The sequence below is a fragment of the Streptomyces sp. NBC_01520 genome, assembly GCF_045040375.1.
Lineage (GTDB): Bacteria > Actinomycetota > Actinomycetes > Streptomycetales > Streptomycetaceae > Streptomyces.
This window is the reverse complement of the sequence record NZ_CP109404.1, coordinates 6,807,352-6,822,520: the sequence shown is the minus strand read 5'-3', so window position 1 is coordinate 6,822,520 and position 15,169 is coordinate 6,807,352. Positions and strand designations below refer to the sequence as shown.

Sequence of the window (15,169 nt, the reverse complement as noted above, 5' to 3'; positions counted from 1 at the left end):
GAGCCTCAGAGATCGAGGTCCACGACCACCGGGGCGTGGTCGGACGCGCCCTTGCCCTTGCGCTCCTCACGGTCGACGTAACTGTCCTTGACCGCGGCGGTGAACGGGGCGTTGCCGTAGACCAGGTCGATGCGCATGCCCCTGTTCTTCGGGAAGCGCAGCTCGCGGTAGTCCCAGAAGGTGTACGGGCGGTCGTACTTGAGCGGGCGCGGCATGACGTCCGACAGCCCCTCCGCGCGCAGGGTGGCGAGGGCCGCACGCTCGGCGGGTGTGACATGCGTGGCCCGTTCGAAGAGCGCCGGGTCCCAGACGTCCTCGTCGGTCGGCGCGACGTTGAAATCGCCCAGCACCGCGAACGGCAGCGTGCCCGCGGCGTCCACGGCCACGGCCTTCTGCAGCGCCTCCAACCACCGCAGCTTGTAGGCGTAGTGGTCGTGCACGACCTCGCGGCCGTTGGGGACGTAGACCGACCAGACGCGGACCGGCCCGCAGGTCGCCGAGATCGCCCTCGGCTCCTGCACGCCCTCGTAGTCCGGGCCGTCGGGCAGGCCCGTCACGACGTCCGCGAGGCCGACGCGGGAGAGCAGTGCTACGCCGTTCCACCGGCCCGTGGCGTTGACCGCGGACTCGTAGCCCGCCTCACGCAGCGCCTCGGCGGGGAACTGCTCCAGCGTGCATTTGGTCTCCTGGATGCACAGCACGTCCGTACCGGTGCTCTCCAGCCAGGCCAGCAGCCTCGGGAGCCGGGCGGTGATCGAGTTGACGTTCCACGTGGCGATGCGCATGCGTCAAACCTAGCGGCTCCCACTGACAGCCGGGTCAGAGACGGGTCGCGTCGCCCGGTGTCAGCCGGCCGTGGTCCGTTCCGCCCAGGGCGCCGATCTGACGGTCGTAGATCGGGCGGGCGAGGTCGGTGAGCAGCGCGTCGTGGACGTCGATCGCCCGTCGCGGCTTGACCTCGCGCACGTAGTCGATGACCTCGGAGATCTTGTTCCAAGGGGCCATCACGGGCAGCAGCAGCGTGTCGACCGTCCGGTCGGGCACCGTGAGCGCGTCACCCGGGTGGAAGACCGAACCGTCCACCAGGAAACCGACGTTGGTGATCCGCGGGATGTCCGGGTGGATCACCGCGTGCAGTTCGCCGTGCACCTGTACGTCGAACCCGGCGGCGGAGAACGTGTCGCCGTGGCCGACCGTGTGGACGCGCCCGGGGAACGCCGCGGACAGCTTCTCGGCCACACTCCGCAGGGTCCACACCTGCGCGGCCGGGTTGGATTCCAGGCCGGCGCGCAGCCGCGCCTCGTCGAAGTGGTCCGGGTGTTCGTGCGTCACGAGGATCGCGTCGGCACCGACCGCGGCGTCCTCCTCGGAGAATCCGCCGGGGTCGATGACGAGCGCCTGCCCGTCGCGCTCCAGCCGGATGCAGGAGTGTGCCTTCTTCGTGAGCGTGAGCGTGCCGATCGGTGTGTTCATACCCACCATCCTGCTACGCGGGCGGAGTGGTCTCCTCCTGGACGACGGACTGCGCGATGTCGAACGCGGCACTCGCCGCGGGGATGCCGCAGTAGACGGCCGTCTGCAACAGCACCTCCTTGATCTCGGCGGGGGTGAGCCCGTTGCGCAGTGCGGCCCTGACGTGCTGGGCGAGACTGCCCAGGTGTCCGGAGCTGACGACCGCGGTGAGGGTGACGCAGCTGCGTGCCCTGCGGTCGAGGCCTTCCCGGGTCCAGATCTCGCCCCAGGCGTAGCGGGTGACGAGCTCCTGGAAGTCGTCGGTGAAGTCGTCGGACCCGGCCGTCGCGGCATCCACGTGGGCGTTGCCCAGCACTTCGCGCCGGACCTTCATCCCGCTGTCGTAGCGGTCGCCACGGCCGGTGGTGACCACCTCGGGTGGGACGGCGGCGGCGATCTCGCCTCTCGGCACGACGGGCACGAAGGAGGCCGTGCTGCCCGGGGCGGGCGGCACCGGGATCGAGCCCAGGGTGTCCTGCCAGCCCGTGGAGAAGTGCATCAGGAGCAGGTCGGTGACGGCACCCGGCTGTTCGACGGGGGCCAGGTGGGAGGCTCCGGGTACGAGCGCGAGCCTGGCGTCCGGGATGCCGGCGACGAGCGTACGGGCCTCGGCGGGACCGGTGACCTTGTCCTCGGCACCGACCAGGACGAGGGTCGGGACGCCGATCCGGGAGAGTTCCGTACGGATGTCGAAGGCGGCCAGGGCCTCGCAGGCGGCGATGTAGCAGCCGGGGTCCGTCGTACGCACCATCTGGACGGCCCACTCGACGATGGCCGGCTGGGCCGCGGCGAAGCCGGGGGTGAACCAGCGTTCCGGGGAGGTGCGGGCGATCGGCTCCAGGCCGTTGCTGCGGACGATCACCCCGCGCTGCCGGAACTCGTCGGCGGTGCCGAAGCGGGGCGAGGCCGCGACCAGCGCGAGCGAGGCGACCCGGTGCGGGTGGCGCAGCGCGAGATCGGCGCCCACGGCTCCGCCGACGGAACAGCCCGCGTAGGCGAAGCGGTGGACGCCGACGCTGTCCAGCGTGTCGAGCAGACGGTCGGCGAGATCGCCGACGGCGGCGGCCGGGTGGGCAGGGGCTCCGCCGTGCCCGGGCAGGTCGTACCGGAAGATCCGCCAGTGCTGGGAGAGCCCTGGTATCTGGCGATCCCACATGTGCCATGTGGTGCCCAAGGAGGGACCGATCACCAGGACCGGAGCGTCTTCTGGCCCGTCAAAGCGGTATTGCAGGGTGTTCGGTAGTGTCTCGCTCACCCGTCCGACCCTCTCATCTGTCACGAGATGTCACATCGCCGGGGTGGACCTCCCCGTTCTTGCCTCCTCGTAATGGCAAGCCCGGCACCGCCGGAACCCTCGCGAGGCCGACGTCTTCCACTAATCGAGGTCGAGGACCACCGCAGCCGGCTCCGCCGGCATCCCGACCACGGATACGTCACCCCGCTCGAAACGAGGGCCCTGCTCAGGCAGAGCCTCACCCCTGCAGCGTAAACAACCGCTGTCCACGTTCAGGGGAACTTCACCTCCCCCATCTCGTCCACCAGGACGTAGCCGGAGCCGAGGCAATCCGGTCCAAGGGTCAGCTTTTCCCCGACCTGGAGAGCCTTGAACGACCGAAGCGCGTCCCATACCGGAACGGGCAACGGAAGCTCACGCTCTCCAGCCGTCGACCGCAGTGCGACACCGTGGCGGGCGCTGCCCTCGCAGTCTCGGTCGTATGCCCGGAGCGGCGTGTCCCGTCTCATGCCATGCCCGCTCATGAGCGGGGTGACGGACGGCGAAGTGGTCGTCCCCCGAACCCTCCGCCTCAAAAGTTCTGATTACAGCCGATGCCTCGGCAGCTTCACACCGGGCGTGTGATCCGTCCGCCTGACCACGGCACATCAGTCACAAAGCCATAATGCAGCGCGTAGGTGACCCGGGCGACGGCAGTAGGTACGCAACGCGGCGTTCAGCAGCCCGCGCGGGTCTTCGCCGGCCTCGGTGAACCTCTCTGCCCGCACAGTCGCGCCCGAGATGACGTGGCGCGATGATGCGGATGACGGCTTCGCCGCCACACCAGCCGGACGACAACATCAGGCCGCCGGCATCGCTTTCGCCGTGTCGCTGACCGCGGTGGCGGGCAGCAACCGGTAGATCTGCCCCATCCCGCCGACCACGCCGTCCAGGCGGACCAGCGCCGCATACTCGGGGTCACGCCGCAGGATCGCATCGACCTCACGCAGCCGCCACATCGGTGTGCGAGGGAAGAGGTGGTGAACCAGGTGGAAGCCCTCACCGTCCTTCTCCCCGAGCAGGAAGCGGCTCACCAGGCCGTACACCCGGTTCCAGGTCATGAAGATATCGACCCGCGGCGCAGTCTCGATCAATGGGAAGTGCTCCATGAGTTCGGCTAAGGCGCCGATCCAGACCTGCGTCGTGATCAGCGGCACGATCCAGAGCAGCAACAGCCATGGCCACCAGCCACCGAGCACGGCCCAGGTCAGCACAGCGGCGAGGATGACAATCCGCAACCTCAGTTCCGCCGCCTGCTCGCCCTGCGTCACGATCCGGTGTCGCAGCAGGTAGAACACATAGGAGGCAGTGCGCTTCGGGCTCGTCACCGTCCACAGGTAACGGCGCAGCGTGGACTGGCTGAGGTTGTCGCCGCACAGCCCGTTGTCCTGGTACTGCCGGTAGTCGGGATCGCGTTCCGGGTCGCCCAGGCGACCGTGGTGTTCACCGAGGTGCGAGGCGCGGTAGCCGGTGAAGCTCTGCAGGACCGGATATCCGCCGAACACCGCCCCGATGACGTCTCCGGTCCGGCGATGGGCCATGAACGCGCGGTGGGTGGCCATGTGCAGCACTCCGGCGAGGGCCCGCTGACGGCCACCGATGAAGAAGACCGCGACGATGTGGACCGGGATTGCCGCCCACAGCGACACATGCTGGTATGCCAGCACCGACGCCGCGCACCACGCTGCGATCCACAACCAGTGTTCGATCACCTCAAGCGGCCCGTGCCAGTTGTCCAGACGGGCCGCAGCACGAACGGCCGCGAGGATCTCCGGCGAGAACCGGTGCCGGTCGATGCGGAAATTGTTGGACAAGAACCCTGCACCTCCATTTCCTGTACCGTCGGCCGCAGACGTTTCCACCCGGGACGGCGTCTTCGTCAAGGGCCTTAGCTCGCGTGGCTCACCGAGGACATGTTGAACGCTTCCACGCGCAACGGCGGCATCGCGCAGCGTGTGAAATCGTCGCTCCATTCGCGTGGCAGTGTCCGGTCCTCGGTCGCGCCCACTTCGAGCAGCCGACCGAGCATCCCGACCGGGGACTCGTTGAACCGGAAGTTGTTCACCGCCCCGACGACCTCGCCGTCCTCGACCAGGTACACCCCGTCCCGGGTCAGGCCCGTCAGCAGCAGCGTCCGCAGGTCGACCTTGCGGATGTACCACAGGCAGGTCAACAGCAGCCCGCGTTTCGTCGACGCGATCATCTGCTCCAGTGACGGCAGCACGCCACCGTCGGGGCTGGGAGCGGCCAACACGAGGTTGTCCACGGCCGGGGTCACCGGCAGGCCCGCGAGCGTGGCCGAATACCGACTGGAGGGCAGGGCCGACAACACACCCGACGAGATCCACGAGGCCCGCCCGGCGGGCATCCCGTTGTCGAACACCGAGGAATCCGCCCCTGAGGCTTGCCCCACCACGAAAGGCCGGCACTCCAGGCCCGGGTGCGCGGGGTCGCTGAACAGCGTGACGGGCTGTGTTGCGAGCCGCTCGCCGACCCGTGTCCCGCCCCCGGGCTTGCCGAACACCGTCCGGCCCTCCGCGGCCTCCCGCGCTCCGGCCGACCAGTACAGGTTGACCATGAGGTCGGCCACGGCAGTCGCCGGCAGCAGCGTTTCGTACCGCCCGGCGGGCAGTTCGACCTTCCGCGACTGCCACGACAGCCGTTGCGCCAGCGAGGCGTCCAGCGAGGCGATGTCCACGTCCGAAAAATCCCGGGTCGTCACCCCGGCCCACGCCGAGCGCGCGAAGTCCGGTGACTTCGCGTTGAGTTCCAGCCGCCCGGTCGGTTGATCGTGGCGCAACCGCACCCCGGCCGACGTCCCCAGGAACGTGGATGTGACGGTGTGCTCGGCGAACCCGTACATCGCGCGCCCGGCTCCCTTGGCCGCGTCCAACGTGGCGCCCAACTCGGCCGTGAACTCCCGCAGCGCGCCCACTTCGGTGCCCGCGGGTATGTCGTCCCAGGACGAAGTGGAAATCGACCCCACGTGCGCCGGCAGTTCATCGGCGTCCTCGGCCGGTGGTGCGGCCGAGGACGCCTTGCCCGCCTCACGGACGAGGTCCTCGATCTGCGCGGGGCGGACGTCCGAGCGCGCCACCACCCCCACCCCGCACGTACCGTCCGCACGCCGGTCGATCGCGATCACCTTGAGGCTGCGCGTGCTGGTGACGCCGTTGGTTGTCAGCGTGTTACCCGCCCAGCGCAGGTTCACGCTGGAACGCTCTTCGGCGATCGCGATGATCTCCCCCCTCCCAGCTCCGGCCGCGAGCGCCAACTCGACCGTGTCCTGCGGGGAGGTCGCGGATGCGTTCGGCATCATCTCAGCCTGTTCCTTCCTGCGCTGTGTTCAGCACTTGCACTCCCGCGAAGCAGGCCGCCGGGGCGCCGTGGCTGACCGGGGCGACCTGCCCCGGCTGCCCCTTGCCGCAGTTGAACTCCCCTGCCAGGAGGTAGGTTTGCGGGCCTCCGACGGCCTGCATCGAGTTCCAGAAGTCCGTCGTCGTAGCCTGGTACGCCACGTCCCTGAGCTGACCGGCGAGCCTTCCGTTGCGAATCCGATAGAAACGCTGACCGGTGAACTGGAAGTTGTGGCGCTGCATGTCGATGGACCAGGACTTGTCGCCGACGACGTAGACACCGTCCTCGACTCCGGCGATCAGCCCGGCGATGTCCGGGCCGTCCGGCGCGGGCCGCAACGACACGTTGGGCATCCGCTCCAGCGGCATGTGGCCGGGGGAAGCGGCGAACGCGCACCCGTTGGACCGGCCGAAGCCACTGAGTTGGGCCATTCGGCGGTCCAACTGGTAGCCGACGAACACGCCGTCGACGATCAGGTCCCACGACTGGCTCGCCACACCCTCGTCGTCCCAGCCGACGGTGGACAAGCCGTGCTCCACCGTTCGATCTGCGGTGACCTGCATGAGCTCCGAGCCGTACCGCAGAGAGCCGAGCTTGTCGGGCGTGGCGAAACTGGTGCCCGCATAGGCGGCCTCGTAGCCGAGCGCGCGGTCGAGTTCGGTGGCGTGCCCGATCGACTCGTGAACGGTCAGCCACAGGTTGGTCGGGTCGATGACCAGGTCGTAGCGGCCGGCCTGCACCGACGGGGCACGCACCTTCTCCGCGAGGAGTTCCGGGAGTTCGGCGAGCTCGCCCGGGAAGTCCCAGCCGGTGCCGGTCAGATACTCCAGTCCCCGGCCGGCGGGCGGTGCAAGCGTGCACAGGTCGTCGAAACCCGCTGCGGTGACCGCGCCCACGGTGAGCTGCGGGAAGAGGCGAACCCGTTGCTGTGTCGCGGTAGTAGCCCCGTCACTGTAGAACTTGCACTCCTTGACCTGGTACAGGTCGGCGTTCACGTGCGAGACGACGGAATGCGCGAGCAGGTCGGCGCTCCACCCCTCGAGGAGTTCGACCTTGTCCCGCGCGGGGACCGCGAACGGGTCGACGTCGTACGCCGAGACCCAGACCACGTCACCGTGGGCGGGTTCGGGGGCCAACTCAATGCGTTCGGTGTTCATCGCGGCGGTGACCCTGGCGACCTCGACGGCCTGCCGTGCCGCGGCTCGGGCAGCTGCCGGGGTGAGGTCCACCGTCCCGGCGAACCCCCACGTTCCGTCCACGATGACCCGCACGGCGAGGCCGGCGTCCTCGGTGTCCACAAGGGACTGCAGCCGTGCGTCCGACAGGCGCAGCCGCTGGCCGTGGATGCGTTCCACCCGGAAGTCCACGTGCTGTGCCCCGGACTTCCGTGCTTCGCTCAGCGCCGCGTCGGCAAGCTCGTGCAGCGGCAGCGCGGCGAACTCGGGATCGATCCCGTTCATCGTCGAACACCCGTCGTGCGGGCGTTGTCAATGCCGACAGCAGTGATGACTCCCTGACGCGCGGTATTCACGAAGAAGTGTCCTCCAGGGAATTCGGTCATGTCGATCGGGCCCGACGCCACCTCGGCCCACGTTTGCCGCAACCGATTCGGTGCGCACACTTCATCGGTCCCGTAGTAGAGGTGAAACGGACAGTCCGGCGGTCGGGCCGTTGAGTCCATGCGATAACCGTCCTGTACTTTGAGGTCCACACCCAGTGCCGACATCATGAGATGCGTCAGCCGGTCGTTCTCCATGACTTCCTCGGGACCGTCCCGAACTTGACGGTCCGGCCTCGGAACGCGGAGTCGTCGAGGTCTTGCGGTTTCCGACGCGGAGGAGATCACCCCGTGCGCCGCACAGCCGGAGACGATCACGAGTGCGGAAAAGGCGGCGCGGGTGCGTGAGCGGTCTACGGAACGTGGCGGACATCAGAAACGACGTCCGATGAATTCGTCGATGCGGTCCAGGGCGAGCGGGAGCGAGGTGCGACCGAGGCCGACACGGAAACGGTTGTCGGCCATGTCGAAAACACTGTCCGGCAGGAGTAGAACGCTCTGCTCACGGGCGAGGTCACGGACGAACTCCTCGACCGGGATGGGAAGCAGCAGCCGAGGGAAGCCCAGCATGCCCGCGCGCGGCGGCTCCCACGCGAAGGCATCGGAGCGGCGGCGAACGAACGACTCCATGCACGCCAGGTTGTCCATGATGATCCGCTTGCTGCGTGCGACCAGGTGATGCCGCGCGCGAAGTGCGATGAGGGACAGGACTTCCGACGGGGCCGAGGCGCACACGGAGGTGTAGTCCTTGATGGCCCGGGTGGCCTCCGACAGCGCCTGGTTGCGGGTGGCCAGCCAGCCGACGCGCAGGCCCGCCAGGCCATATGCCTTCGACATCACGCCCACGCTGACAGCCCGCTCGTCCAGATCGCACGCTGCCGGGAGGGTCGCGGCGGGGTCGAATTCCAGGTGGCGGTACACCTCGTCGGAGACGATGGTGACCCCCGCTTCGGCGCCGAGGGCGACCAGGGCCTCGAACTCCGCACGGCTGGGCAGCGCACCCGTCGGGTTGTGCGGGAAGTTGACGAACAGCGCGCGGGTGGACGGCCGCAGTGCGCGGCGGACGGCGTCGAGGTCGAGGCGCCAGCCATGGGCCGGGTCCAACGGGACCGGCGTGACGGTGGCCCCGAGCGCGGGGGCGATCCGGTGCACGGACTCGAACGCGGGCGAGATGACGACGGCGTGATCGCCGGGGCTCAGGAGGGCGTTGGCGAGGAGGAACAGCGCCTCGGCCGCTCCGCCGCCACAGACGGTGATGCCATCGGTCCCGGTCTTGGTGTACTCATCGGCGATCGCTTCGCGCAACAGCGGGTGCCCGACGGTCTCGGTGTAGCCGAGTTCAAGTCCTTCCCACAGGGCGAGGGCTTCGTCGTCGGCGAGGTCCAGTAGTTCGCGCATGGAGCAGGCGTCGACGTCCGAGGCGCAGGCCACGTGGTCGACGTCGAATTCCCACTGCCCGAAAAAGTTCTCGATCTTTGAGCTCTGGGGGATCACTGGGTGTCGGCCTCCTCGTGGACGGCTGTCGCGACTGGTTCCGGCGCAACACCGTCGCTGCCCGGCGTTCGCAGAGCCCTGTGGTCGGTTTTTCCGCTGCTGGTGGTCGGAATCGCCGCGACCCGGTACATCCGGGTGGGCACCATGTAGGCAGGCAGCCTGGCTGCCAGCCGACGGCGTAGTTGCAGGACATCGCAGTGCGGATCGGCGATGAACGCCGCGAGGTGCTCGCCCACCGCGCTGTGCGCGTCGACCCGGACCGCGACGCGGCCGTGGCCGATCATGTCGGCGAGGGTGCCCTCGACCTCGTCCAGCTCCACCCGGTTGCCACGGATCTTCACCTGGCGGTCCAGACGTCCGGCGTGGACCAGCAGACCGTTGGCCCGCCGCCGGACCACGTCACCGGTGGCGTAGCGCGATCCGCCGTCCAGGAACCGTTCGGCGGTCAGGTCCGGCCGATCCAGGTAGCCCAGGGCGACGCCGGTTCCGCCGATGAGCAGTTCGCCGGTCTCGGTTTCACCCGGCGCAGTCGTTCCCGGCAGTGGACGGATGTCCAGCACAGCCCCGTTGACCGGCGCCCCGATGGGCATGTCCGCCTCCGGGTCGTCAGGCGTGAGGGGAAGGCAGGCGTGCGCGGTCGCGTAGATGGTGGTTTCGGTGGGGCCGTACAGATTCCACACCTGCTTGACGTGCGCAACCTGAGCGACGAGCGATCGGCGCAGGCGCTCCCCGGCGAGCAGCAGGACGGTGCCTTCCGGCAGATCCAGGCCGTTGCGGAGCAGATGTTCCACAACCGTCGGTGTGGTCTGCATGAAGGCGTGCCCGCCGGACTTCTCCAGCAGCGTGCCCAACTGGTTCCCCAGGATCTGCAGTTCGTTGGCGATGACCAGCTCCCCGCCGACCGACCAGGGGCCGAAGATCTCGAACACCGACACATCGAACGCGAACGATGACAGGGCGATGAACACGGAGTCCGGGCCCATGCCGATCAGCGACACCACCGAGGAGACCAGACCGGCCGCCGCGGCGGACCGGACCTCGACGCCCTTGGGCGCGCCGGTCGATCCGGAGGTGAAGATGACGTAGGCGGCGCCCGGGTGCGGGCGAGGGCGCGGAGCTGACGGCGTGGTCTCGCCGGCCTGGAGCAGTTCCGGCGTCGCGAGGTCCAAACGCGGGACGCCGTCCGATGTGTCCTGTTCGGTGTCGACCGCGAGCACCGCTCGGGCCTGTGCCTCCCGCAGCACCGCGGCGCGCCGCGGTGCCGGCCAGTTGGGGTCGATCGGGATGTAGGTGGCCCCGCTCCACAGGACGGCCAGGATCGCCACCGGGCCGCCCGCCCGGCGACTTGCCAGCACGCCGACCCGGTCTCCGGGTACCACGCCCAGGACGGCGAGTCGACGAGCCAGAGCCGACGCCGCGCCGACCACCTCGGCGTAACTCCACACCCCGTCGCTGTCGCGAACCGCAGTTCGCTCGGGTGCGTCGTGCGCCGACTTCAGCACCAGGGTGGCGAGCGGGTCGGGCTCGTCGAGGCTCACTAAAGGCTCCTTCCGTGACGCGCCCACAGGGAACCGGCTATTCGGGCACTTTCGCCAGATCGTTCAGAATTCCCTGCCTCAGCCATTGCCGTCGATCGGTGTCTGCAACGAATTCCAGTGCGCGGTGAACAGCGCTATCGTCGGGTATTCCAGCAACATAAGGACATCGGGGTTGATATTCAACTCCCGCTCGAACCGGCCGGCAAGGTCCATAAGCAGCAGTGAGTGCCCACCGATGTCGAAAAAATTCGCATTGACGTCTGCTTCATCGATCCCCAGCAATTCCGCCCAGATCCGAGAGACCTCGTGCTCGCGCACCAGCATCGTCGATTGCCCCCAACGTGTTTCGGCAGCCTTTCACTCCCTGGCACCCTACACACCAACTTCCGTACGGTGCAAGGATCTTCGAGCAGTGCGACTCCAGGGCGTTCTGGCTGCATTCCAGCATTCATGCTTGCGTCAGTCCGTCAAGATCAGGCGCTTCGCCTGGGCGGGCCCTATGTCCCCGGTGATGCCTTACTCGTGATCCAGCGCCCGGGACTGCGGGCTCCGGAAACTGTCAGGGGCCTCCCCAGGATTCCCGTTCGTCGGCGGAAAGCGGCAACTCCCTCTCTGTTCAAAGGCAGGAACGCAGCGTGCCGCTCCGCCGGACATCGACGGTCGCACAATGAAAGGATCCGCCGAAGCTGTTGAACGCCCGGAACGGCCGGGGATCGCAGTGATCCCCAGTCCTCGGCGAAGCGGCGCATCGGCTCGTCCTGCGCCTCCACGATCACCCGGTCCTCGTCGGTCATCACCACGACTCACCGCGTTCGCCACCAACACCAGCGGCCTGCCCGGACTCCCCCGTTCCGGCTCGGGCGCCGGGTCGAGGCCTCCACGATCCGCCGGCTCCCGCGGTCCCACCGCAGTCCGCCGCCGGCGGCAACGTGACGATTCCTGGCGCGCCTTCCTGCGCGCGAATGTCCTTGGGATCAGCCACCCGTCCTCGCCGTCTCGGCCTCAATGAACTCGGCCAGCCTCCCGGCACCGGACCGAATGCGTTCCGGCGTCAGGCTGCTGAAGGACAGCCGCAGAGTGCTCTCTCCACCGCCGTTCGGGTGAAAGTACGACATCGGGGTCCAGATGACGCCGAAGCTCTCGGCGGAACGCACCAGAGCCTGCTCATCCGCCGGGAACGGGACCTGGACAGCGAGGAAGAAGCCGCCGGTCGGAGCATTCCAACGGACGCGGTGAGCATCCCGGCGGTCGGCGGGGAAGTGTTCGTCCAGACTGGCGAGCAGCGTGTTCAGCGAGTGGCCGTAGTGCCGGGCCGCAGGTTCGTTGGACTTGGACAACTCGCCGTCGCTCGCGAGCAGCATGCCCGCGACGACCGCCTGACTCAGCGACGACGTGTTCACCGTCACCATGCTCTTCACCTTGGCGAGCTCGTCAGCCAGCAAAGTGGTGGAGCCGTTGGCGTCGACGACGATCTGGTCCGCCACCGCGAAGCCGACCCGGGCCCCGGGGAACACCGTCTTCGAGTACGAGCCCAGGTGCACGACACGGCGATCTCGGTCGAGGGCTTTCAGCGTCGGGACCCGCTCGCCCGGACTCACCCCGCGATACGGACTGTCCTCCAGTATGAGGAAGTCGAAACGCGAGGCCAGGTCGAGCAGCTCACGCCGGGTATCCACACCGATGGTGTTCCCCGACGGATTCGAGTGGTCAGGGACCACGTACAGGGCCTTCGGCCGCCTGCCTCGCGCACGTTCGGCGCGGACGGCGGCCTCGACGGCAGCGCAGGACAGCCCGCCGACAGGATCCTCCTCGACCCCCGTCACCGTGATGTCCAGCAGCCGGGCGGCCCCGGTGATGCCCACATAGGCCGGCGTCGAGACGAGCAGGACGTCGTCCCGGCCGCGGAACAGTGCCCGCAGCGTGATGAGCATCGCCTCCTGGCAGCCGACCGTGACCACAACCGCTTCCGGAGCGACGTCGATGCCCTCGTCGACGCGAAGCGATCCGGTCACGATGTCGCGGATCTGTCCCGCTGTGGCGCCGTACTGATACAGGAACGTACGGATGTCCTCCGGCGAGTTTCCCTGGCGGCTCAGGTGTTCCAGGTAGCGGTCCAGGTGCTCGTGGACGTCCTGGACGGAGAAGAACCCCTCGAACGGACGGCCGGGCGCGAACGACACCGCGTCCGGATATCGCGCCGTGATCTCGTTGAGGAAGGTCATCGTGTCCAGCACCGCGTCGGCCAGGCTGGCATGCAGATCTTCCTTGCGCACCCGGCCATCGTCGAGGGGCGTCAGAGCGCCGATACCGCGGGTCGGGGACTGGCGGCGCGGCGCGACCGGCCGAGGCGGGCCGATCAGCTCCGGGTCGAGGTCTGCCACCGAACCTGCCCCGGCGAGCGCCATGGCGTCACGGAACTCTTCACAGACGGTCTCGAGCACGCGCCGCACGCCCGCTTCGCCATCGACAGCCAGGCCGTACAGCACCGGACGCCCGACGAACACCGCGTCCGCGCCGGAGGCCAGGGCGGCCAGGACATCGGTGGCACGTCGCACGCCCCCGTCGACAAGCAGCGCGCATCGCCCGCCCACGACGTCCGCGATCGCGGGCAGCGCCTCGATCGCCGCAGGGACGCCGTCCAACTGCCGGCCGCCGTGGTTGGACACCACGATCCCGTCGGCGCCGGCCTCCAGCGCGCGGATCGCGTCGCCGGGTGCCAACAACCCCTTGACGACCACCGGGAGTCGGCTGATCGAGCGGAGCCAGTCGACGATCGCCCAGTCCACGGCCGGGTCGAACTCCGTCCGGGCGTGAGAGCCAGGCGAGGAGTAGTCCGCCTCCGGCAGATTCGCCGGAACGATCCCCGGCGGAAGCCGGAATCCGTTGCGCAGATCGCGCAGCCGCCGGCCGAGCCTCGGCGCATCGACGGTCAGCACCAGCGCCTCGAATCCGGCCCCCTCGGCGCGGGCCACGAGCTCGCGGGTCACGGCCCGGTCGCGGAAGCAGTACGTCTGCAACCAGAGCGGCGCCCGGGCCACCGAGGCCAACTCCTCGAACGTCCGCCCAGCGAACGTACTGACCACCACCGGCACGCCGACGTCGCCCGCTGCGCGCACCGTGGCCAGTTCGCCCTCGGGATCAGCGATCGTGTGGTACGCCATCGGCGCCACGCCGACCGGCGCACTCCACGTCGCGCCGAGCACCTTCGTCGCCGAATCGGGCTCTGGCGCCCCGGTCAGCATCCGCGGCAGCAGGCGGACGCGGTCGAACGCCTCGATGTTCGCCGCAAGCGTCCGCTCCTCCCCCGCCCCGCCCGCGATCCAGTCCCACACGTCCGGGGCCAGACGCCCGCGCGCCAGCCGCTCGTAGTCGGCGAGCGTGAGGACGGACCGTTCCGGCGCACCCCCGGTCACGCCCCGCTCTCCCGTTCGCGCTCAACCGACTCGTACAGCGCCTGGATGTTGCCGGCCCCGAAGCCCTGTGATCCGCGTCGCTGGATGAGCTCGAAGAACATCGTGTTCCGCTCATAAGGGGACTCGGTGAACAGCTGGAGCAGGTAGCCCCACTCGTCTCGGTCGGCCAGGACGTCGGTGTCGCGCAGGTCCTCGATCGTCTCGTTCAGATGGCCCACCCGCTCGGTCAGCGCCTGGTAGTAGGCGTCGGGCGTGCTCAGGAACCTGACACCGCGCTCGCGGAAGCCACGGACCGCGCCGACGACATCGTCGACGAGGAACGCCGGGTGCTGGACGCCGGCGCCGGCGTTGCGGCTCAGGAACCCGTCCACCTGGCCCGTCTGGCGCGTCGCATCGGGCTCGATGATCGTGAACGTCACCTTGCCGGAGCCGCTGCGCACCACGATCGAGTCCATCGCCTGCGCACCGACTTCCACGTACTCGCTGCTGTATTGCTTGAGATCGAATCCGTCCTCGTAGAACCGCACGGTGTCGCGCAGCGTCCCGTGCGGGACCAGGACCGCGAGGTGGTCCAACTCCCGGATGAAGCCCTCGGTCGCCGAGCCCGGCCGCGCCTCCGACGCGACCCAGGCGCGGTCGTCCGGATACCCGGCGTTCGCGTCCACGTCCGGGCTCCGTTGCACCAGGGTGTGCCCCACATCGCCGAAGCCTGACAGCGTCACCGGGCCGAGCCGGCGCGCGCCGGCGGCCTCGGCCCGCTCCATAGCGGCGGGTATGTCGGTACAGAAGAACGCGACATCGGAGACGCCGTCGCCGTGCGCCGCCAGATAGGCCTCGGTGGCCGGGCCTGAGGTGACGACGATCCGGACGTCGCCCTGTCGCAACAGCGTCGACGACCGGTGCGGCTCCTCACAGAAGGCCGTCTCGGTGAAGCCGAACGACTGAGCGAAGTAGTCCACCACCGATCCATGGTCGCTCGCGGAGAACTCCAGATAGGCGATGTCGTGCAAGGCAGTTCACCCTT

General features: G+C 68.8%; 13 protein-coding genes. All 13 read right to left on the bottom strand.

Annotated features, from left to right (window positions below; genetic code table 11):
• Positions 1-5 precede the first annotated feature (5 nt).
• Positions 6-785 carry an exodeoxyribonuclease III gene (locus OG524_RS30710; protein ID WP_405812064.1) on the bottom strand — a complete coding sequence of 260 codons (780 nt, stop codon included), beginning with the start codon at positions 783-785 and terminating at the stop codon, positions 6-8.
• 34 nt (positions 786-819) lie between these two features.
• Positions 820-1,473, bottom strand: a complete 654-nt coding sequence (locus OG524_RS30705; RefSeq protein WP_405387451.1) for an MBL fold metallo-hydrolase — start codon at positions 1,471-1,473, stop codon at positions 820-822.
• Between the two features lie 13 nt (positions 1,474-1,486).
• A complete protein-coding gene (locus OG524_RS30700; RefSeq protein WP_405387452.1) occupies positions 1,487-2,767 on the bottom strand; it encodes an alpha/beta fold hydrolase in 1,281 nt (426 codons plus the stop codon).
• 251 nt (positions 2,768-3,018) lie between these two features.
• Positions 3,019-3,255 (bottom strand): hypothetical protein, encoded by a 237-nt coding sequence (locus OG524_RS30695; RefSeq protein ID WP_405387453.1) that lies wholly within the window; start codon positions 3,253-3,255, stop codon positions 3,019-3,021.
• Positions 3,256-3,585: 330 nt separating this feature from the next.
• On the bottom strand, positions 3,586-4,599 hold the full coding sequence (locus OG524_RS30690) for a fatty acid desaturase (protein ID WP_405812063.1): 1,014 nt from the start codon (positions 4,597-4,599) through the stop codon (positions 3,586-3,588).
• A 74-nt stretch (positions 4,600-4,673) separates the two neighbouring features.
• Positions 4,674-6,104, bottom strand: coding sequence for a metallopeptidase TldD-related protein (locus OG524_RS30685; RefSeq protein WP_405812062.1), 1,431 nt, complete (start codon positions 6,102-6,104; stop codon positions 4,674-4,676).
• A gap of 1 nt (position 6,105) precedes the next feature.
• Entirely contained in the window at positions 6,106-7,602 is a 1,497-nt protein-coding gene (locus tag OG524_RS30680) for a TldD/PmbA family protein (RefSeq protein WP_405812061.1), read from the bottom strand.
• Positions 7,599-8,018 (bottom strand): thioesterase domain-containing protein, encoded by a 420-nt coding sequence (locus tag OG524_RS30675; RefSeq protein WP_405387457.1) that lies wholly within the window; start codon positions 8,016-8,018, stop codon positions 7,599-7,601. The genes OG524_RS30680 and OG524_RS30675 overlap by 4 nt, the downstream gene beginning before the upstream one ends.
• A 54-nt stretch (positions 8,019-8,072) precedes the next feature.
• Positions 8,073-9,194, bottom strand: a complete 1,122-nt coding sequence (locus OG524_RS30670) for an aminotransferase class I/II-fold pyridoxal phosphate-dependent enzyme (protein WP_405387458.1) — start codon at positions 9,192-9,194, stop codon at positions 8,073-8,075.
• The gene (locus OG524_RS30665; protein WP_405812060.1) at positions 9,191-10,759 is read right to left on the bottom strand and encodes an amino acid adenylation domain-containing protein; all 1,569 of its coding nucleotides are present in this window, start codon (positions 10,757-10,759) and stop codon (positions 9,191-9,193) included. The genes OG524_RS30670 and OG524_RS30665 overlap by 4 nt, the downstream gene beginning before the upstream one ends.
• A 51-nt stretch (positions 10,760-10,810) precedes the next feature.
• Positions 10,811-11,050 (bottom strand): phosphopantetheine-binding protein, encoded by a 240-nt coding sequence (locus OG524_RS30660; RefSeq protein WP_405387460.1) that lies wholly within the window; start codon positions 11,048-11,050, stop codon positions 10,811-10,813.
• A 656-nt stretch (positions 11,051-11,706) separates the two neighbouring features.
• Entirely contained in the window at positions 11,707-14,145 is a 2,439-nt protein-coding gene (locus tag OG524_RS30655; protein ID WP_405387461.1) for an aminotransferase class I/II-fold pyridoxal phosphate-dependent enzyme, read from the bottom strand.
• Positions 14,142-15,155, bottom strand: coding sequence for a 4-hydroxyphenylpyruvate dioxygenase (gene hppD / locus OG524_RS30650; RefSeq protein WP_405387462.1), 1,014 nt, complete (start codon positions 15,153-15,155; stop codon positions 14,142-14,144). The genes OG524_RS30655 and hppD overlap by 4 nt, the downstream gene beginning before the upstream one ends.
• Positions 15,156-15,169 lie beyond the last annotated feature (14 nt).